This window comes from Psychrobacillus sp. FSL K6-2836 (assembly GCF_038003085.1).
Lineage (GTDB): Bacteria > Bacillota > Bacilli > Bacillales_A > Planococcaceae > Psychrobacillus.
Genome location: NZ_JBBOOM010000001.1, coordinates 2,029,936 through 2,049,135 on the forward strand (window position 1 = coordinate 2,029,936; position 19,200 = coordinate 2,049,135).

Sequence of the window (19,200 nt, forward strand, 5' to 3'; positions counted from 1 at the left end):
TCTGTGACGAGCTTTGCGCTGGAGCAAGCGCTGGATGAATTGCAATTAAAGTGATCTTTACCTTTATTCGCAAGTCAGAAGGGCTAGTCGCTGGAGTCTGGACGGAGAATAAATTGAAAGTAGTTATCCACCTGCAATAGATTTTATAATTACTAAACAATAAAAAAACACTCAGTGATTTAGTCACCGAGTGTTTTCGTTTAGATGTATGTTCCTTTTCCTTCATACGTTACATACCAGTTGTTATCTTTTTGTAAAATTGCTGTCCCGATCCAACCATCTGCAATTAGTTGCTGTTGTTTTTCAACCGCATCCATAGGAACTTCTATAAACCTTTCTTCGTTATTACGATCTACATGAATTTTTTTATAAAATACATATCGTAGCATGTCCCCGTATTTCTTCTTTAATGCACCTATTACCATTCCTTGGCTTAGTTTGTCCTTTAAGCTTGCAATGTTAAATGGTGCAACTGTTGCACATACATGCGTATACGGGGAAGCGTCTAGTAGTTCCATGACGATAACCCCGAGTTTCTTTTGCAAGCCAAATCCACGATAATCAGGATGAACATTCGTTATTTCTTGATAAACGACCTTCTCAAGATGCTCTTTTGAAAGACCAATATCATATCCTAAATGTTGATCATCAATTGGTGGTAATGCCAATGCACGGAAGGCGATTAGTTCATTGTCTACAAATGCTCCAATCATTAGGTTACGAGCTATCGAATCCTCATATTCTCCTATTGTTAATGGCGATAAGAAATTATCATTTTCCATTGCTCCAAGGACGACATGCTGCAAACGTAAAACGCTATCCAGATGTTCTTGCGTCAATTGACGAACAATATATTCTTTCACACCAAGTTTACCTTTCCATTCTTTCACGCAAACACTTCCTCTTATTTTGTTACTTTTGTAGAGAACTCAGTTAACTCTTGTAGAGTTTCTTCATCAATATCAATCCCAAGTCCAGGACGTTCATTTAATTGTATAAATGGAACGTCATAATGTAAATTCCCAACGTCTTTAGAGAATTTCAAAGGACCTGTTAACTCTACACTCGTAAACACTTTTTTAGAAAATGCTACTTGAAATCCTGCTGAAGATCCAATAGAGGATTCCACCATGGAACCGATTTGACACTCGATGCCTGCCATCTCTGCCATATGAGCTAGCTTCATCGCTGGATAAATCCCGCCACACTTCATCAGCTTAATATTTACTTTATGTGCTGCTTGTTTCTCGATCAACTCGCGCATATCACGAAAGTTTCGCAAGCCTTCATCCATCATAAGAGGGGTACTTGTCTTAGCTTTTACTTCTACCATACCATTAAAGTCATCCGCGATTACCGGTTGCTCTAGCCAGTCTAATCCCTCTTTTTCCAACTGCCGCATAGCCACAATAGTAGTAGCGCTATTTTTCCAACCTTGATTTACGTCTACACGAATAGCGACTTCTTCTCCGACTTTTGCGCGCACTGCTTGAATACGTTTTACATCAACTTGCACGTCTGTCCCGACCTTCATTTTAAAGGAGGAATATCCTTCTTTCATCCTTCTTTCTGCTTCTTCTGCCATGTCAGCTGGTTTTCCTATACTTAATACATGAGTGACAGGGAACTTTTCGTGATAGCGTCCACCTAATAATTGGTACACAGGGACACCAAGTTTTTTCCCTGCCAAATCATAACAAGCAATATCTATCGCTGCTTTTGCTGCAGGTGCCTGGTAAACCGCTTTATTCATTTTTTCATGTAAACGCTCAAACTCCATAGGATTTTCTCCAATAATAGCTGGAGCTAGTGTATCTTTCAATAATGCATATGTACTTTCCCAAGTCTCACCTGTCACATGCTCATCTGCAACAGCTTCCCCGTAACCTACTAAACCATCATCCGTTGTTATTTTTACAATAATAGATGGCATATCATCGTAAGTATGATAACTTATGATAAAAGGATCTACTAATGGTAAACGGATTGCATAAATATCAATTTCTTTAATTTTCAATTGAATTTCCTACTTTCTTTACATATTGGATTAAGTTCGTTATAGTTGTCGTTAAATAGTCGTTAAAAAATAAAAAAAGAGGTGACCATATGTTAACACGTATAGCTGTATTAGGATCGGCCACTTTCATCGAACGCTTAAGAAGTTTTGAACATGAACTTTCATCCACTCGATTGGATTATTATACATATAATATACCTTCTGATGCAAAGGATATAGTACCAACGATAAAACCATGTGATGCAGTATTTTTTTCAGGTTCATTTCCATTTACCTATGCAAGAGACTCAATCGCAAAACTACCTATTCCAACTTTTTATCTGAAACAAGATGAAAGCGCTATCACGAATACTCTACTTTCACTTAGTCTTACTAACCCAACCGCCGTACATAAACTATCCATTGATCTAGTCCATCCAGAGGGCGTAAAAAATGTTTTGGAGGATATCGGGTTAACTGATCAAACACCATTTTTAATGAAAATTGATACCTCTTTCGATCTGGAAGAAATAGTTGCATTCCATACAGGTTTACAACAGAAAGACGCCACTTTGCTAGCGATTACTAGTATTCATGCAGTGTATCAAAGATTGCGAGACAATGGTTTTTCTGTCATTCGAATGATTGATCCGAAAAGCTCCATTATTAAGGCAATAGAGGATACAAAATCCCTTGCCCTTCTATTCAAAAGTCAGTCTGCTAAAATTGCAGTTGGTTATATCCAAACAAATAAAGAGCTTTCCATATCAGAAGAGAAAGTTAAACAAATTGCAGCCTCTATTCAAGCAAATACCGTAAAAGAAGCCGACAATTTATATAGCTTATTTTCAACTCAAGGTGATGTGCAGGAAGCTTTAAACAATAACTTGATTACTTCTTGGATGAACTCCTCTCCCACGGTTAAAATTGCATTTGGCTATGGAAAAACAGTTTTGGAAGCTACTCAAAATGCAAGGGATGCCTTATCTTATGCAACTGATAATACAGCCTATTTATTAACCGATTCTAAGGAATTGCTTGGGCCATATCCATATAGTAATAAGCAAGTGCGTTTAAAAAATGTTGAACCACAGTTAGTGCAAATTGCGAAAGAGACTACATTAAGTCCAGCGAACTTATCTAAGGTCATACAGTTTAGTCGTTCTAGAAAGTCCACAGAGTTTACTGCATATGACTTAGAAGTCTATTTACAAGTTAGTAGACGTACAACTGAACGAATACTAAAAAAACTAGCAGATCATGGATATGCCCAAATCATAGGGGAAGAAATGACCTATCAGCAAGGTCGCCCACGCGCTATTTATGAGCTGAACTTTCCAACCTACAATTAGAATCTACGTATCAATATAGCAACATCACCTTCTTTTAATAGGACTTATAACAAAAGGGAGTTCCATATGAACTCCCTTTTGTTTTCCAGGCTTGCACATTTCCTTTTATACTTCTACAGTTTCTTTATTTAATATCGCTAGCTTTTCAGCCTCAGAGATTTTTTGAATCGTAAAGCCTGTCATTGCATAGATAATTGATATAATTGGTACTATAAAGTTTAATACGGCAAATAATGCATACTCTGCTACTCCTACACCTAATGTTGCTAAAATAAACACTCCACACGTATTCCAAGGAACAAAGACCGAAGTAAGTGTACCTCCATCTTCTAAAGCGCGCGATAGATTTTTAGAATGTAGTCCCATTTTTGTATATGTTTTTGAAAACATTCGAGCTGGCACAACAATAGAAATATATTGCTCTGAGCAAGATGCATTTGTTGCAATACACGCAACAATTGTTGAAGCAATAAGTGATCCTGCTGTTTTAGCAAACTTTAAAATTTGATCCATAATGGATTGCAGCATTCCAGAGTATTCCAATATACCACCAAATGTCATGGCAACAATCGTCATGGAGACCGTATACATCATCGAATCTAATCCACCACGATTAAATAATTCATCAACCATTGCATTTCCAGTATCGATAACATATCCACTTTGCAAAGCTCCAACTGCCTCTGCAACGCTTCCACCTTGGATGAGTATTTGAGATAAGAAGCCAAATAAAATTCCAACAATCAATGCTGGTATAGCTGGTACTTTAAGTGCTACTAAGACAATTACTGCTAGGGGTATTAACAATAACCATGGAGAAATGACAAAGCTTTGATCTAACATTGATATTGTTTGGTTGATACCCTCTTGGTCAATATTACTTGATTTATATCTGTTTCCTAGGAAACCATATACTCCAAGAGCTATTAGAATTCCTGGTATCGTCGTAAATAACATATGTTTAATATGTACAAAAAGATCTGTTCCTGTTAGTCCTGCTGCAAGGTTTGTTGTATCGGATAACGGGGACATCTTATCTCCAAAGTATGCACCTGAAATTACGGCTCCAGCGATCATTCCAGCTGGAATTCCCATGCTAAGTCCAATACCCATTCCCGCAACACCGATTGTCCCCATAGTTGACCAAGAACTGCCGATTGCAAGTGCAACAATTGCACAAATAATACAAATAGCCACTAAGAAGAAAGCAGGAGTAATAATTTTTAGACCATAATAGATCATCGTTGCAACAACTCCGCCACCTATCCATGCACCAATGATTAGTCCTACTAAAATAATAATGACTACTGCTGGTAATGCTAGTTTTATACCTTTATACATCATTTCTTCAATATCAGACCATTTAAATCCATGCTTCCACGCAACAATCGCTGCAACTGTTGTTCCAACAATCAATGGAATATGCGGTCCCTGTTCTAAATATATAATAGTAATAACCATAGTAATAACCATGAGTAGTAGCGGCATAATCGCCCATATTAAAGACATCTCTTTTTTAGTAACCGCTTTCTTTTCCTTCAAAATATTTCCTCCTTACAACTATAGAGACAATTCTAAATTGACGTTTAATAGTCGTTAATAAAGTAATATTAAATGGAAATCAGATGCTAGTCAATACTATTTCGAAACATTTGTAAGCGTTTTCGATATAACTTTAGCCCCCAAAATTAATGCATCTCTGTTAAAAGTCATATTTGGATGATGCAATCCCGGTGACAAGTCAGCTCCTATACCAATCATTGCTGCCTTCACTTCAGGATGTCTAATTGTATAAAAATGAAAATCATCGCTTCCCGAAGTAATTACTTCATCTGCAAGGTTTTCCATACCTACGGTTTCAATTATTGCTGCTTTAGAAATTGCTGACGCTTCTTTCGATACTTCAGCACCTGGTGTAATATCTTGAAATTCCCACTCGATTTCTATATCAAATAATTGTTGAATGATATTTAAATCTTTGTCAATGCGATCTTTCAATTGTGATAATATGCTATTCTTTGCTGCTCTTACATCAATTGAAAACGTTGCAATACCAGGAATAATATTAGCATTCTCTCCACCTGCTTGAATTTTTGTTAGCTTTGCAGAATATGATTCGGATGGAGAAAAATACATATTTTTCAGTGCTTGTTGAATGGCCATTACTACGTCAATCGCATTGTTTCCTTGATGTGGTCTAGCTCCATGAGCATCGATTCCTTTTATTTTGCCCTCTACAAATAAAGCCGCTCCATGATGTATAGCTGGTGCTACTTTGCCGAAAGGAAGTTCCTCAATCGGTCGTAAATGCACGCCAAAAAGATGTGTAACGTCATCGAGAGCCCCACGGTCTATCATGGAATTCGCTCCGTTACCTTTTTCTTCTGCTGGCTGAAAGATAAAGCGAATTCGTTTGTTTAATTTTTCATCCTTTAATAGCAATAACGCTCCTAGCACCATAGAGATATTGGCATCATGTCCACAGGAATGATTGGCACGGAACTCTCCATCTACTTCTTGCCATAGAGCATCAATATCTGCACGTACAGCTATTACTTCTGGCCCTTCTCCGATTTCTGCTAGCAATCCAGTTACATCATCAAATCTTCGATAGGAAATACTTAAACCATCCAATATTTCTGCAAGCTTATTTGTAGTTTCATATTCCTTCCAGCTAACTTCTGGATACTGATGAAAGTGGTTAAACCACTGTAAAATTTGATTTTCTACTTGCATTTCACTTACACTCCCTTTTTACGCGGTAATTTATCCTATGATTTCACAAACTCGTCCTATTTGTCCATCTGTTAATCGTACTTTTATGCCATGTGGATGAAATGACGAATTCGTTAATAAGTCTTTCACAATTCCTTTTGTTTTCTCCCCTGATCGTTGATCTTTTTTTAATACTATATATACTTCTAATCCAGGTTTTACATCTTTTCTATTTTGACCATTCATTTATCTTCACCTCTTTTTGTATCGTACCACTTTCATGGTTTGGTTTCAGTATTTTGCTTCATAAATTGTAACTGTAGAATATGTTTGGTCCAACAAAGGAACAGGAATAATAATAAGAAGGATATTCGTGGAGAAAGAGGTGATAAGATTGGAAATATATACAATTGGACATTCTAGCCACACACAAAAATTTTTCGGAAGCATGCTAAAAAAGAATAACATCGAGCTTTTGGCGGATGTAAGGGCATTTCCAGGCAGTAGAAAATGGCCACAATTTTCAAAGGATGATTTTCCAAAGTGGCTTATAAAAGAAGACATTTCATATGAACACCTCTCCAAACTAGGTGGTAGACGTAGAAAGTCTAAAAAAATTAGTGAAGAAATGAACGCAGGCTGGAACAACCAATCATTTCATAATTATGCGGATTATACTTTGACGGAAGAGTTCCAAATAGGTATAAATGAACTTTTGGAAAAAGCAGCAGATAAAAGAACTGCCTATTGTTGTTCGGAGCGTCATCCTTCCCGTTGTCATCGTTTGCTTATCAGCAACTTTCTAGTAGCAAACGGGCATATCGTGAAGCATATTATTGACGTAAATGATAATGAAATTGAAATTGTAAATCACGAAGTTGGGATGTGGGGAGCTCCTGCACAAGTTAATGAGGATGGAATTGTAACATACCCTTTTTGTTAATCTACCAAATTAATAGACAAGGGATATGAATAAAAAGCAACAAAAATAGGGCTATCCTAGAAGTGATTTAATATCACTTACGAGATAGCCCCATGATTAACTTTTCACTTCTTTTTCAATGTCAGCAAGTGCCGTTGCGCTTACGTCCACACGTTTTAAGAAGAATGATAATACTAAAGCAACACATGTTACAACAGCGGCAACGATGAATGATAGTTGAACACCATGTAATAAGCTTTGTGCCTGTATTTGTTTCATTGCTTCTTCTGTCATGGATGCAGGGTCCATTGCTGCAGCTAACTCCTTACCACGAGTAGCCGCAGCACTAGTCATAATCGTAACAAAAATAGCTGTACCGATTGAACCGATCACTTGTTGCGCTGTATTGTTAACAGCTGTACCATGTGGGTTTAAACGTGTAGGTAATTGGTTTAAACCATTCGTCATAATTGGCATCATAACCATCGACATACCAAACATGCGTATTGTGTAAATACCAATAATGTAAGCATAGGAAGATTCAAGATCTAAACCTGCAAGCATGAATGTTGAAATAGCGGTAATACCTAAACCAATAACCGCTAAAACTCGGGGTCCAAATTTATCGAATAATTTCCCTGTGATTGGCGACATAACTCCCATAATAATAGCACCTGGTAACATCATTAAACCAGATTCTAAAGGGTCAATACCTCGCACGTCTTGTACGTAGGCAGGCGTTAAAATCATCCCAGAGAATAATGCCGCAGCATTTACCATTGAAATAACAGAACCAAGTGCGAACATTGGATATTTATAAACTCGCAAATCCAATAATGGTTCCTCTAATTTGAATTGGCGTGTAATGAATAAAAACAATGCAACAGCACCAACAATAATTGTTGTCAAAACAACTGTGTCTCCCCAACCATTTGAACTAGCCATTGAACAACCATATAAAATACCACCAAAACCAATTACAGATAACACAATTGAGAAGTAATCAAGAGATACTTTACGTGTATCCATCACATTTTCAAGTTTCCAAAACGCTAGAATTATGGAAAGAATCGCAAAGGGTAAAATCATCTCAAACAGTACGCGCCAATCGTAGTATTGTACGATATAGCCTGATAATGTAGGCCCAATTGCTGGAGCTGTAATCATAACTAAACCGAAAACACCCATAGCCGCACCACGTTTTTCACGAGGGAAGCTAACTAACATAACATTCATTAACAATGGTCCCATAACTGCCGAACCGGCAGCTTGTACCATACGCCCTGCTAAGAGGAATCCAAAGTTTGGTGCCAAAGCGGCCATTGCTGTACCAATTGTAAATAAAATCATTGATACAATAAATAATGTTCGGTTTTTAAAGCGTGTAATTAAAAATGCTGAAACAGGTATTAACACACCACTTACTAGCATGTAACCTGTGGCTAACCATTGAACCGTTGAATAGTCTTTACCAAAATCATCACGGATTGATGGTAATGCTACGTTTAATAATGAGTTATTTAAGAAAGAAACAAAGGCACCGAAAAATAAAATTGCCAGCATTAAATACGGTGGTTTCTTCTCTATCGTTGAAGTATTCATTTGTAATATCTCCTTAGTTTATATATTCCTTTTTTTATTCACTTGAAAGATTTTATACTAGTAGTCCAAATTTGTCTATAAAAATGTCTTCGTAGTTCAAATATTACATTCTCAACGAAAATATGTTATATAATGACCGTAGAATGTTAAAGAAGGAGTTATTATGAATAAACGTAAAAAAGCAGTGGTCGACCACGCAATATCCTTATTTGTAGAGCAAGGGATTGCTAATACATCGATACAAGATATTTTAGAGAGAGCAAGTATCTCTAAGGGAACCTTTTATAATTATTTTTCATCTAAGAATGATTGTGTAGAAGCAATTTTAGAACAGACACGCTACGATGCTGCATTAATGCGGAGCGGGCAAATGATAGGTAAGGATGCAAAGGATCTAGATGTATTAGTAGAACAAATTACAGTCTTATTACTAATAAATCAGTCTAGAGGATTAGATAAAATTTATGAAGAAATCTTACATTCAGGCGATAAAGAATTAAAGAAATTAGTACTAAAATCACGCGTACATGAGCTGCAGTGGTTAGGACAGCGCTTTATCGAAGTGTTTGGGGAAGAAATACGAAGCCATTCATTTGAAGCCGCTATCATTTATTATGGTATTTTACAGCACTTAACATTCACAGGTCGCTTAATGAATCAGCAGGATTTTAAATTTGAAGTTGTTATAAAAAGCACATTACGTTATATAGAAAAAATTGTGGAGATGCTCATGCATGAACAGACGAGTGTTTTAAATACAGATGATTTACATATTTTCTTTAGTTCATTTGTAGCGATCGAAATAACACGTAAGGAAGTGTTTGACCAGTTAGAACAGTTTAAAAATAGTAGCGATTTTACCAAAAATCAGCATGAGATTATTGAAGCAGTTACACAAGAGCTTGAGCAACAGCCAATTCGAAATATTGTACTAGAATCATTATTAAGAACAATGACCAATGAATTTAGCGATAGTGAGATGGTACAAGTAGTAAAAGAACTAACCAGTGGTCTTTGGTATTTAATGAAACAACAGAAACTATAAAGCAGCATTCTTAAATACGAATGATCTTTTACTTAATTTATTAATCTGGAAGAACTTACTTTGGAAGAAAAATTTTTTAAAGCCCGTATATAAAAAATAGAGCAATAGGATATCAATAATCCTTTTGCTCTTTTTCGTCATGACCTAACCTATTCGAAATTCACAGGACCCTGCGTTTCTGTACTCTCCCCCTTCACTATTTATCCGCTAAAAATTCCGTCCCTACTTCACTAAATAAATATGGCCTACCAGCTAGTAGTTTTCCAACTGCATATCAACCCCTTTTTACTCTGTAAGTGCGATTGCTCCAAGACCTTGTAAGGGTAGGAGGTGGGATAATTGTAATCCCCAAAAGTTCCGGAATATCTAAAGGTACTGGATCAAGAGTGACCGTATAAGCGTTAGATGTTCCACTAGGGTTCCACTAGCTACGAATATTCCTGGATTTTTATAAAATCTGCCTGATGCTCACTAACTTTTAATAACACAATTACATCGTAATCTGGTAGTAATACTATTTAATTTACTGAACCATTAATTTATAATCGCCTATTCTTCAGTATCAAAATATTATAAAAAAATACTTCTTGAAAAAGGTTTACAATACCTATCAGTTTAGTTAGTATTAAAAATACGAATTAGAATTTTCAAAAAATATAAGAAAGAAGGTTTATATTTTGGTAACACTCAAGAATACACATTTAACGTTAGGCAATGCGGAAGCACCGATAAAAGTGGAGGTATTTTTAAATCTAGCTTGTCCTTATTGCGCATCCTTCTTTGAACTTGTAGATGGAGCACTTCTACAATACATAAATGAGAACAAAGTCGAGTTAATCGTGAAGCATTATGATAAACCACGAGAAATGCTCTTACCAGGAACGCTGATTAACCTCAACTTAGACTATAGTAATCCTGCAAAAACATTAGATAACATTAATTCGTTATTTAAAGAGCAGGAAACATGGGATAAACTTTCAAGTCATGGTATTAAGGAATACATTGAAAATAATTATGGTTTGAAGGAAGAAGAGCCAAATATTGATATTAGTCTTCAAGTCACTGCAGAAGCAATTAAACGTGGAGTCAAAATGGTTCCAACTGTATTTATAAATGATTTAGAATTCCAATACCCTCGTGAAATTTTCTCGGAAGAATTAGTTCAAGTGTTAGAGCAACAACTATCTAAGGAGAAAGTATAAACATGAAATTAAAAAAGATCTTGTCGTTATCATTTATATTATGCATTTCTATTTTACTAGCAGCCTGTGGAGACGATTCGGAGAAAACATCTGCAGGAAATAAAAACGAGGTATCTGCTGACAAAAAAGTATTAAAAGTAGGTTCTTCAGGCATTTATCCTCCGTTTATCTCAGTTGATGATAAGGGTGTTCCACAAGGCTATGACGTGGAAGTGTTAGAGTTAGTAACTGAATCACTAGGTTACGAGATTGAATGGACATTTGCTGAGTTCTCAGGTATTTTCGGAATGTTAGACGCAGGTAATATTGATACAGTTTCAAATCTGATTGCAGCTACGGAAGAACGTCGTGCAAAATATGACTTTTCTTCTCCTTACGCATACTCAGGAGCGTCATTAGTTGTACCAGAAGATAATACTGATATTAATAGCATCGAAGATTTAAAGGGGAAAAAAGTAGGTGTCTTACTCGGTAACAATCTACATCAATTCCTAGAAAAATGGAATAAAGAAAATGGAAACGAAATTATTATTACCCCTTACCAAGACGTGAGCGGTACTTATAATGAAGTAGCCTTAGGTCGATTAGATGCCTTTATTGATGTGAAGATTACTGCTGCATCACGGATTAAAGACGAGGGTCTACCTTTAAAACTTTATGGTGAGGATTACTTAATCGACTTCGATTATGCTTTCCCATTTGTACGATCTAAAGAAAATAAAGAGTTTTTAGCAGATTTCAGTGCTGAAATTGAAAAGTTACAAGAAGATGGTACCTTAAAAAAACTATCTGACAAATGGAGTGCAATTGACGTAACCATTCCACACGAGAAATAAAAAGAGAAAGGCTACTCGCAGCAGAGTGGCCTTTCATTATTTTATATAAGAAAGGTTGCCTACTTTATGAAATTCGATTTTGAGTATATGATCAGTCTCTTCCCGAAAATCATTGAATTTTTACCAATTGTTTTATATATAGGGACATTGTCATTTCTATTAGCTATTTTGTTTGGATTAGTTTTTGCATTCCTCACTAATAATAAAACTAAGATATTATATCCTATTTTAAAAGTCATAATATCCTATTTCCGAGGAGTTCCAACCTTAATACAAATATTCATTTTATACTTTGGAGTGCCACAAATATTTCCAAGCTTCAGTACAATGAATGCGGTCACTGCTGTTACTATTGCCCTCAGTTTACGTAATGCAGCCTATTTATCAGAGGTTTTCCGTTCTGCCTTCTTAGCAGTTGATAAAGGGCAATATGAAGCATGCTTATCTGTTAATATGACTAAATGGCAAGCCCTACGAACTGTTATTTTACCTCAGATGATCCGCATTGCCATCCCACCCTCTGGTAACTACTACATTATGATGATTAAAGATACTTCTTTAGCCTTTACGATTGGAGTAATAGACATGATGGCTCGCGCAAAACTAGAAGCTGCCGTAACATACAAGTTTCTAGAGGCATACTTGATGGTTGGTCTAATTTACTGGATGATTTCTATCATACTCTCTTTCCTACAATCTAAACTTGAGTATTATGTTGAAAAGCCATATCGGAAGGAGGAAGTTAAATGATTAAAATAACTAATTTACATAAAAGCTATGGTCCTACCAATGTTCTAAAAGGAATTGATGTAGAAATTGCTGAAGGAGAAGTTGTAGCTATTATTGGACCATCTGGTTCGGGAAAGTCTACATTTTTACGTTGCATAAACTTTTTAGAGGAAGCTCAAGTAGGTTCAATTGAAATTGATGGTGCCAAAGTAGATTTAGAGAGTTATACAAAGAAGCTTGTGAGTGACCTTCGCAAGAAAACAGGCATGGTTTTTCAAAACTACAGTTTATTTAAAAATAAGACCGCACTTCAAAATGTCTCTGAACCTGTACGCTTAACACGTAATACACCCCGACAAGAGGCTGAACAATTAGCCTTTAAACTCTTAGCAGAGGTTGGTCTTCAAGGTAAGGAGCATAATTATCCAATTGCGCTTTCAGGAGGACAACAACAACGGGTAGGGATTGCACGTGCCTTAGCACTTGATCCGTATGTTATTTTATTCGATGAGCCTACTTCTTCTCTAGATCCGGAATTAGTCGAGGAAGTTTTGAATGTTATGAAGTCTGTTATCGTCGATAAAAAACGGACAATGATTGTTGTTACACATGAAATGGATTTTGCACAAAGTGTAGCAGACCGAGTGATTTTTATGGCAGATGGTATTATAGTAGAACAAGGTACACCGAAGGATATTTTCGAAAATCCACAAAACGAAAGAACAAAAAAATTCCTGAAAAACTACTTAAAAAATCATAATAAAGTTAGTGAAGTACATTAATGTTGTGAATCAGTACACCCCAATTCAACGACACATAGAAGTCAATATACCAGATGATTTTGCGGAACGACTATTAGAGGGTATGGTTGCAAAGGTTTAAGCGGAAGAGCATCTCTTGTTTAGTATAGTTTTCCCACTAAAAATAGAGGGTCGTGACTGTTGTCATAACCCTCTTGTTATATTGTTGATTATTTATTTGGTTGGGATTTAATAATCATATCTGAAATCTCTTCCCTTATTGGAAATTTCATACGCTAGGCGGATAGAGGACACTGCTAAATCTGCATATGTTATTTCTTTTGTTGGGTTAAACTGATTTTTTTCTGCCTTCACTAATCCAAGTGAGTGCGCCAAAACCACATATCCTGTGTTTTCCACTTTCATTTTTTCGCCATCTGTAAAATCATTTTTAAAAATATTGTTTTGTTTTGCTGCTTGCTCAAGACCCAGTGCCCGAATATACCATACTGCTAGCTCTTCTTTCGTAATTGGACTATTTACATCAAAGGTCTTCTGTTCTGTTTTCAAAATCCCCGCTTCCACCGCACGCTCAATTGCTTGATAGGAAGCATGTTTAGGACCCACATTTGTATAGGATTGCTTCATACTATCTGACTCTCTATAGTTGCTTGTCTCATAAATATACGTTAAGGAATTCATCATAATCTTGATTGCTTCCCCTCTAGACACTGCTGCATCCCCGTTAAAGGTTTTTGGATCAACCGTCAATACCTTTGCCTTGATTAAATAATTCAGTTCTTCAGCCGCTGTTGGATGAGAAACCTCGGGAGTCACTTCCATATTGTATTGGTTAATCCACTTGCCAGAATTGGCTTCTAACACATTAAAGGCTGTTTTATTAAAAAATGGAGAGTATATTAAATTATAATGTTTATTTTCTTTCTTTTGATTTTCTTTCATATAGCTCATTTTAATACTTAGCGCTTTACTCAAAATATCCTCTGCTTCTTTAGAAGAGATTACCTCTTCTACTGCCGGCCATTTATCAATCTGTGGTCTAACTACATTTAGACTTTCTAGAGATCCATCTTTATGAATATTTACACTAATTTGATCTCCCATAACCATAACTCCATTAACTATGCGGGGGAAGGTTATATAGTAATTGCCCATTGTTTCATCATGATAACCTTCCTCTAAAGGCATAGCGTATTCATGAAGGTATGAAGGTACCAATTCCTTTAAATACTTAACTGCTTGAGCAATCGCCTCTTCTTTAGAAATTGTGATCTCCTCTTTAGTCTCATCCATTTCGACCAATAAATCATTTTGGGTATTATGATACTGGAGCAGCTCACCAGTTTTCTTATCAAATTCTAATGTAGACCCACTTCCACTATTACCGTAGTTGTACATATAGTGAACACTAAATATATCTTGACCATAACTGTTTGTTACTTCTTCGACTGATTGAATGCTTAACTTGATCTTGTTAGACTTCACTTGTAATAACTTTTCTGCAGCTTTCTTTGCCTCTTCCTTCGTTATCCCATTTTGCTTAGCAGGCAATGCAGTTTCTGTAACTTTTACATATTCCTTTTTAGTTGGCTGTTCTGCTAAAAACTCTTTACCAGTAAACCATTCTCCTGTGATGGCATTCATACTCAGAACATCAGGCACATAAACCAGCTTTACGTCATTTTCCCCAGTTTCATAGTTGGTGTTAACTTGATATTGTAGTTTCGCAGTAAGATTTCCTTTGATTTTTTCTAATGCTTCTTTTTGATCTTTTACTTTTTTTACATCTTCAAAGGTAGGAGATTTAGTTATTTGTGAACCATAGAAGCTTACAATTTCCCCGTTTCCGAGAACGGTTACGTTTACACTCTGGTCAGCAATTGCAACATCATCCTTCATACGATTGAAAGAAAAGGAATAACTTATTGGCCTAGTTAAAATTTGCTTTGAATAATAATTGTAGTGATCATTAAAATCCTCATCTAATTTGTAATTACCATCTTTAAGGTATTTCTTAACGAAATCGGCTGCAACCTTTTTAGCTTCTTCTTTAGAAAATTTAGCTGGAAACAAAGCGTCTGGAGTACTAACAGGCTCGTAGTTAAAGGATTCGATTTCGTAATCTTCTCCATAAAATCCTATGCTTCCACTAATATCCTTCCCATTTTGTAGCTTACTAAAATATAAATGATACCTTGTCATCTCATCCTCAGGATAATTATGAGAACTCATATGAAAATCACTAGCATTTACAAAGTCAAAAATCCCAGGAAAAGCAGAATGAAACTTTTTAAGCAAGTCCTCCTTAGTAACAACCTTCTCTGTAGCATCCACCTGTGCTACCACCTTTGCTGGTTGCCCTTCTACTGTACTCGCCGCACTAGCAGCAGATGAAAACACACCAATAGATAAAGCAGATGCAGTTAATATAATTCCTAGCTTCTTCAAATCAAATAGTCCCCCTTTTTAGGTAATAACTATATTGTAAACTAAATTATGGAAATTTGAAATTGTAATATTTATATTATTAAAATTATTCTTAAAATTTATGGATTGTATTTGGTGAGGGATTATGTTTTTGCATAGATTAGCGGTGATTAGTAATAAACTTATAAACTTTATCCTACCTAACTTTTTTTTACGGTCAAAAAAAAGCATCTCTGATGTATTGGATGCAATAATCATATCGTTATCTATGACCACTTCCAACTGCTTAAACAAGTCAAATTTAATGATTAGATTTTCAGCTACTTCTTCAGTGACAAATCGAGTTCCGCTAACTGCTTCTTTTAAATCAGTTGATGTAAGAAATTTGTTTCAATGTTTTTCTAGACATTTTATTTGTATCAGCTTTACTTTTTGACGCCAGTTCAATATTTTCTGAGCATTTAAAACTTAAAGATAAAGAAAAGTAATAGACAACTTAAAGTAAAAAGACAGGTAGCTTGTTAAAAGCCAACTGTCCTTCTTTGTTATATAGAAACTGTAGAATAGAGCCCTTTAGATGTTTCACTCTCGTAATGGGTATGTGTTAATCAGGAAAAGCATGCTTACATTCGACTGAAAACATCTATCTCATCTTTCTAAATGGAAATCTATATAGTACTCTCACTTCTTGTAACCTGCTTAATCAATTTTTTATTCCCTTTATTCAATATACTCTCATAGTCGATATATTCGTAAATATCATCTGTTATGCTATTACTGAATTTTGATAACTCTTCAATCGTTAAATCTTCAATCGCCTTCTTTTGGTCTTCACAATAAATAATGATTTTACCTACGATTTCATGGGCATCTCTAAATGCTGTTCCTTTACTCACTAAATAATCAGCAACTTCTGTTGCATTCAAGAAGCCTGCTTTAATAGCCGCTTTCATATTTTCTTGTTTCACATGCAGCGTTTCAATCATTTTAGCCATAATTTTTAAACAATCCATTACTGTATCGACAGCATCGAAGAACTGCTCTTTATCTTCCTGCATGTCTTTGTTATAAGTTAGTGGCAATCCTTTCAGCGTTGTTAATAATGCGAAGAGAGAACCATAAACTCTACCAGTCTTGCCTCTAATCAGTTCAGCGGCATCGGGATTTTTCTTTTGAGGCATAATACTACTACCAGTTGAATAGGCATCATCCATTTCGATAAATTTAAATTCCTGGCTACTCCAAAGTATGAGCTCTTCACTAAGTCGGCTCATGTGCATCATCATTATAGAAAAGTTAGACATGAGTTCAAGTAAGTAATCGCGATCACTTACACCGTCCAGAAAGTTCTCAACCGGTTTTACAAAACCTAAAAGGTCAGTTGTTATTTGGCGATCGATATTATGTGTTGTTCCTGCAAGCGCCCCACATCCAAGCGGGTTTTCATCTAGAATATCAATCGCATTCTCAACTCTTTTTTTGTCTCGGCTAAACATTTGTGCATATGCACCTAGATGATGTCCAAATGTTACGACTTGTGCCCGTTGCAAATGAGTGTATCCAGGCATGATAACATTATTGTTTAATGCTTTTTTACTCAATGAATCAATCAGTTCCTGAATAGCGATCGTCACTTCTCTTGCTTTGTTTTTTGCATATAGCCTTGTATCTAAAGCTACCTGATCATTCCTACTTCTTGCCGTATGAAGTTTCTTCCCGGTTTCTCCAATTCGCTCCGTCAAATTCATTTCCACAAAAGAATGGATATCTTCATATTCACCCTCCACTTTCAACTCACCTGACTCAATATCACTCAATATCGTTTCTAGGCCATTAATAAGTAGATTTCCTTCTAACTCCGTGAGCAATTCACATTTTAAAAGCATTGTTACGTGCGCTATACTTCCTGTTATATCCTCGAAATACAGTCTATTATCAATAGGTAGAGATGTATTGAATTTCTCCATAATTTTATCTTCTCGCTTTGTAAATCGTCCACCCCAAAGTTTCACTTATAATTCAACCCTTTCACTATGCTTTCTATCCTGTGTTTTAGATATGATAAAAACAGCTGTTACAAGTAATATAATTGTCAAAATCAACGTTAATGCACTCCCTGTAATACCAGCAACGATAAAACCTACTAATGCAATTGCTGCATTGAGTATCGCGTATGGCAACTGTGTTTTAACGTGATCAATATGATCCGCCCCAGCACCAGTTGATGATAAAATTGTAGTATCGGAAATCGGTGAACAATGATCACCGAAGATACCACCCGACAACACTGCTCCTATACAAACTAGTAAATGCGCATCGAGACCTACAGCCATTGGAATGGCGATTGGAAGCATAATTGCAAATGTTCCCCATGAAGTACCAGATGCAAGAGACATTGCTGCTCCGACCAAGAACAAAATTGCAGGTATTATGAAAGCTGGTACATTTCCTTTCATCGCCTCAACGATGAATGCTGCAGTCCCCATATCATTGATTACTTTCCCAAGCGACCATGCGAGGACAAGCGTGAGTGCGACGTAAACCATTTTCTGCATGCCGGTTGTATAAATATCAATAATCTCTCCGAATTTTTTCGACTTATTTATAATCATTAAGATAATAATCGATAACGCCGCAAATAAATATGCAGCACTTAAAGAAACTCTGAATTCATTTCCTGGTACAGGCTCGAACGGGAAGCCATATGAAAATAATAGTCCAAATAACGTAATAAACAGCACTAATAACGGTAGCCATATAAATATAGCGCGCCCGCTATTTTGGTATTCCTCAAGTTTATCTGGTTTTCTTAGCGGTTTCGATTCGGGCCAATACAGTTCACCTGTTTGCTGTACTCTTCTTTCCGCCTTTGCCATAGGTCCAAAATCCAATTTCATAAATGCCACAAGAGGCACCATTGAAACAGCTAATATAGCATAAAACTGAAATGGTATAACTTGAATTAGCGTACTAAATTCGGACGTGTTTATATTCAATAAATCAAATTCTTTTTTTATAAGCCCCATTATGTACACACCCCATCCAATGAACGGAATCAATACGGCGACAGGAGATGATGTAGAATCAATGATCCATGCCAGTTTCTCTCTTGAAATTTTCGCTTTATCAAAAATCTTTTCAAAAACTGGCCCTACAATCAATGGGGTTCCCAAATCAGAGAAGAAAATAATAATCCCTCCGAACCAAGCAGATATTTGTGCTTTAGCACGAGTATTGATGTACTTTACAACGCTTGAAGCAAGTGCAGCACCTCCACCGGATTTCTCCATAAGAGCTACGAATCCACCAATAAAGAATAACAATACTAGAACAGCCGCATTATAACTATCAGCAACTTGCGGAAAAATAAAATTTCCAATTACCTCCATTGTTGCTTCAAGAGGACGTCCTCCTACAAGGATTAGAACTCCAATATATACCCCCGAGAACAACGATATGACAACATTCTTTGTAACAATTGCGAGAACTACAGCAATTATTGGAGGTATCAAAGATACCCAACTCATATGCTCCATAAATAAATCTCCCCCTTAATAAAATGGTATTACAGTTTCTCTGAAAATCACATTATTTTGAAGGTAAATAATCAATA

The 19,200-nt window shown here is 36.1% G+C and carries 16 protein-coding genes and 1 pseudogene; 7 read left to right on the top strand and 10 right to left on the bottom strand.

From position 1 onward, the window contains the following. Positions 1–200 precede the first annotated feature (200 nt). On the bottom strand, positions 201–890 hold the full coding sequence (locus MKY37_RS09415) for a GNAT family N-acetyltransferase (RefSeq protein ID WP_340776397.1): 690 nt from the start codon (positions 888–890) through the stop codon (positions 201–203). Positions 891–904: 14 nt separating this feature from the next. Next, the gene (locus MKY37_RS09420) at positions 905–2,017 is read right to left on the bottom strand and encodes a mandelate racemase/muconate lactonizing enzyme family protein (RefSeq protein ID WP_340776399.1); all 1,113 of its coding nucleotides are present in this window, start codon (positions 2,015–2,017) and stop codon (positions 905–907) included. Positions 2,018–2,106: 89 nt separating this feature from the next. On the opposite strand from MKY37_RS09420, the gene MKY37_RS09425 reads away from it, so the two are divergent. Further along, positions 2,107–3,348, top strand: coding sequence for a transcriptional regulator (locus MKY37_RS09425; protein WP_340776401.1), 1,242 nt, complete (start codon positions 2,107–2,109; stop codon positions 3,346–3,348). A 105-nt stretch (positions 3,349–3,453) separates the two neighbouring features. On the opposite strand, the gene nhaC is transcribed toward MKY37_RS09425, so the two are convergent. The 3 genes from nhaC to MKY37_RS09440 form a co-directional block, all read right to left on the bottom strand. Beyond that, positions 3,454–4,857: a Na+/H+ antiporter NhaC gene (gene nhaC / locus MKY37_RS09430; RefSeq protein WP_340779881.1), complete on the bottom strand. Its 1,404-nt coding sequence runs from the start codon at positions 4,855–4,857 to the stop codon at positions 3,454–3,456. 129 nt (positions 4,858–4,986) lie between these two features. Next, positions 4,987–6,084, bottom strand: coding sequence for an amidohydrolase (locus tag MKY37_RS09435; protein ID WP_340776402.1), 1,098 nt, complete (start codon positions 6,082–6,084; stop codon positions 4,987–4,989). A 30-nt stretch (positions 6,085–6,114) separates the two neighbouring features. Next, a complete protein-coding gene (locus MKY37_RS09440; RefSeq protein ID WP_269923068.1) occupies positions 6,115–6,309 on the bottom strand; it encodes a YwbE family protein in 195 nt (64 codons plus the stop codon). Between the two features lie 139 nt (positions 6,310–6,448). Here MKY37_RS09440 and MKY37_RS09445 point away from each other — a divergent pair, with 139 nt between their 5' ends. After that, entirely contained in the window at positions 6,449–7,006 is a 558-nt protein-coding gene (locus tag MKY37_RS09445; protein ID WP_340779883.1) for a DUF488 domain-containing protein, read from the top strand. A gap of 96 nt (positions 7,007–7,102) precedes the next feature. Here the strand turns inward: MKY37_RS09445 and MKY37_RS09450 are convergent, their stop codons facing one another. Continuing rightward, entirely contained in the window at positions 7,103–8,587 is a 1,485-nt protein-coding gene (locus MKY37_RS09450; protein ID WP_340776407.1) for a DHA2 family efflux MFS transporter permease subunit, read from the bottom strand. 163 nt (positions 8,588–8,750) lie between these two features. Here MKY37_RS09450 and MKY37_RS09455 point away from each other — a divergent pair, with 163 nt between their 5' ends. The 5 genes from MKY37_RS09455 to MKY37_RS09475 all read left to right on the top strand — a co-directional run bounded on the left by MKY37_RS09455 (position 8,751) and on the right by MKY37_RS09475 (position 13,181). Continuing rightward, entirely contained in the window at positions 8,751–9,632 is an 882-nt protein-coding gene (locus MKY37_RS09455) for a TetR/AcrR family transcriptional regulator (RefSeq protein WP_340776409.1), read from the top strand. 677 nt (positions 9,633–10,309) lie between these two features. Further along, positions 10,310–10,834: a thioredoxin domain-containing protein gene (locus tag MKY37_RS09460; RefSeq protein ID WP_340776412.1), complete on the top strand. Its 525-nt coding sequence runs from the start codon at positions 10,310–10,312 to the stop codon at positions 10,832–10,834. Between the two features lie 2 nt (positions 10,835–10,836). Further along, complete coding sequence (locus MKY37_RS09465) at positions 10,837–11,670, top strand: transporter substrate-binding domain-containing protein (RefSeq protein ID WP_340776416.1); 834 nt, start codon at positions 10,837–10,839, stop codon at positions 11,668–11,670. A gap of 66 nt (positions 11,671–11,736) precedes the next feature. Further along, positions 11,737–12,420: an amino acid ABC transporter permease gene (locus MKY37_RS09470; RefSeq protein ID WP_340776418.1), complete on the top strand. Its 684-nt coding sequence runs from the start codon at positions 11,737–11,739 to the stop codon at positions 12,418–12,420. Further along, complete coding sequence (locus tag MKY37_RS09475) at positions 12,417–13,181, top strand: amino acid ABC transporter ATP-binding protein (protein WP_340776420.1); 765 nt, start codon at positions 12,417–12,419, stop codon at positions 13,179–13,181. Before MKY37_RS09470 ends, MKY37_RS09475 begins: the two co-directional genes overlap by 4 nt. Before the next feature lie 207 nt (positions 13,182–13,388). Here the strand turns inward: MKY37_RS09475 and MKY37_RS09480 are convergent, their stop codons facing one another. The 4 genes and pseudogenes from MKY37_RS09480 to MKY37_RS09490 form a co-directional block, all read right to left on the bottom strand. After that, positions 13,389–15,608, bottom strand: a complete 2,220-nt coding sequence (locus tag MKY37_RS09480) for an S-layer homology domain-containing protein (protein WP_340776422.1) — start codon at positions 15,606–15,608, stop codon at positions 13,389–13,391. 18 nt (positions 15,609–15,626) lie between these two features. Next, positions 15,627–15,953, bottom strand: a pseudogene (locus MKY37_RS22390) (3-hydroxyacyl-CoA dehydrogenase NAD-binding domain-containing protein); the annotation flags it as partial. A 302-nt stretch (positions 15,954–16,255) separates the two neighbouring features. Next, positions 16,256–17,599, bottom strand: coding sequence for an argininosuccinate lyase (argH, locus tag MKY37_RS09485; RefSeq protein WP_340776424.1), 1,344 nt, complete (start codon positions 17,597–17,599; stop codon positions 16,256–16,258). After that, the gene (locus MKY37_RS09490; protein WP_340776426.1) at positions 17,600–19,123 is read right to left on the bottom strand and encodes a Na+/H+ antiporter NhaC family protein; all 1,524 of its coding nucleotides are present in this window, start codon (positions 19,121–19,123) and stop codon (positions 17,600–17,602) included. Positions 19,124–19,200: the final 77 nt, after the last annotated feature.

Excerpts from the sequence above, each read along its gene's own strand:
- MKY37_RS09425 (WP_340776401.1), top strand. The coding sequence starts at position 2,107 with ATGTTAACACGTATAGCTGTATTAGGATCGGCCACTTTCATCGAACGC.
- nhaC (WP_340779881.1), bottom strand. The coding sequence starts at position 4,857 with ATGTCTTTAATATGGGCGATTATGCCGCTACTACTCATGGTTATTACT.
- MKY37_RS09435 (WP_340776402.1), bottom strand. The coding sequence starts at position 6,084 with ATGCAAGTAGAAAATCAAATTTTACAGTGGTTTAACCACTTTCATCAG.
- MKY37_RS09440 (WP_269923068.1), bottom strand. The coding sequence starts at position 6,309 with ATGAATGGTCAAAATAGAAAAGATGTAAAACCTGGATTAGAAGTATAT.
- MKY37_RS09450 (WP_340776407.1), bottom strand. The coding sequence starts at position 8,587 with ATGAATACTTCAACGATAGAGAAGAAACCACCGTATTTAATGCTGGCA.
- MKY37_RS09455 (WP_340776409.1), top strand. The coding sequence starts at position 8,751 with ATGAATAAACGTAAAAAAGCAGTGGTCGACCACGCAATATCCTTATTT.
- MKY37_RS09465 (WP_340776416.1), top strand. The coding sequence starts at position 10,837 with ATGAAATTAAAAAAGATCTTGTCGTTATCATTTATATTATGCATTTCT.
- MKY37_RS09470 (WP_340776418.1), top strand. The coding sequence starts at position 11,737 with ATGAAATTCGATTTTGAGTATATGATCAGTCTCTTCCCGAAAATCATT.
- MKY37_RS09475 (WP_340776420.1), top strand. The coding sequence starts at position 12,417 with ATGATTAAAATAACTAATTTACATAAAAGCTATGGTCCTACCAATGTT.
- MKY37_RS09490 (WP_340776426.1), bottom strand. The coding sequence starts at position 19,123 with ATGGAGCATATGAGTTGGGTATCTTTGATACCTCCAATAATTGCTGTA.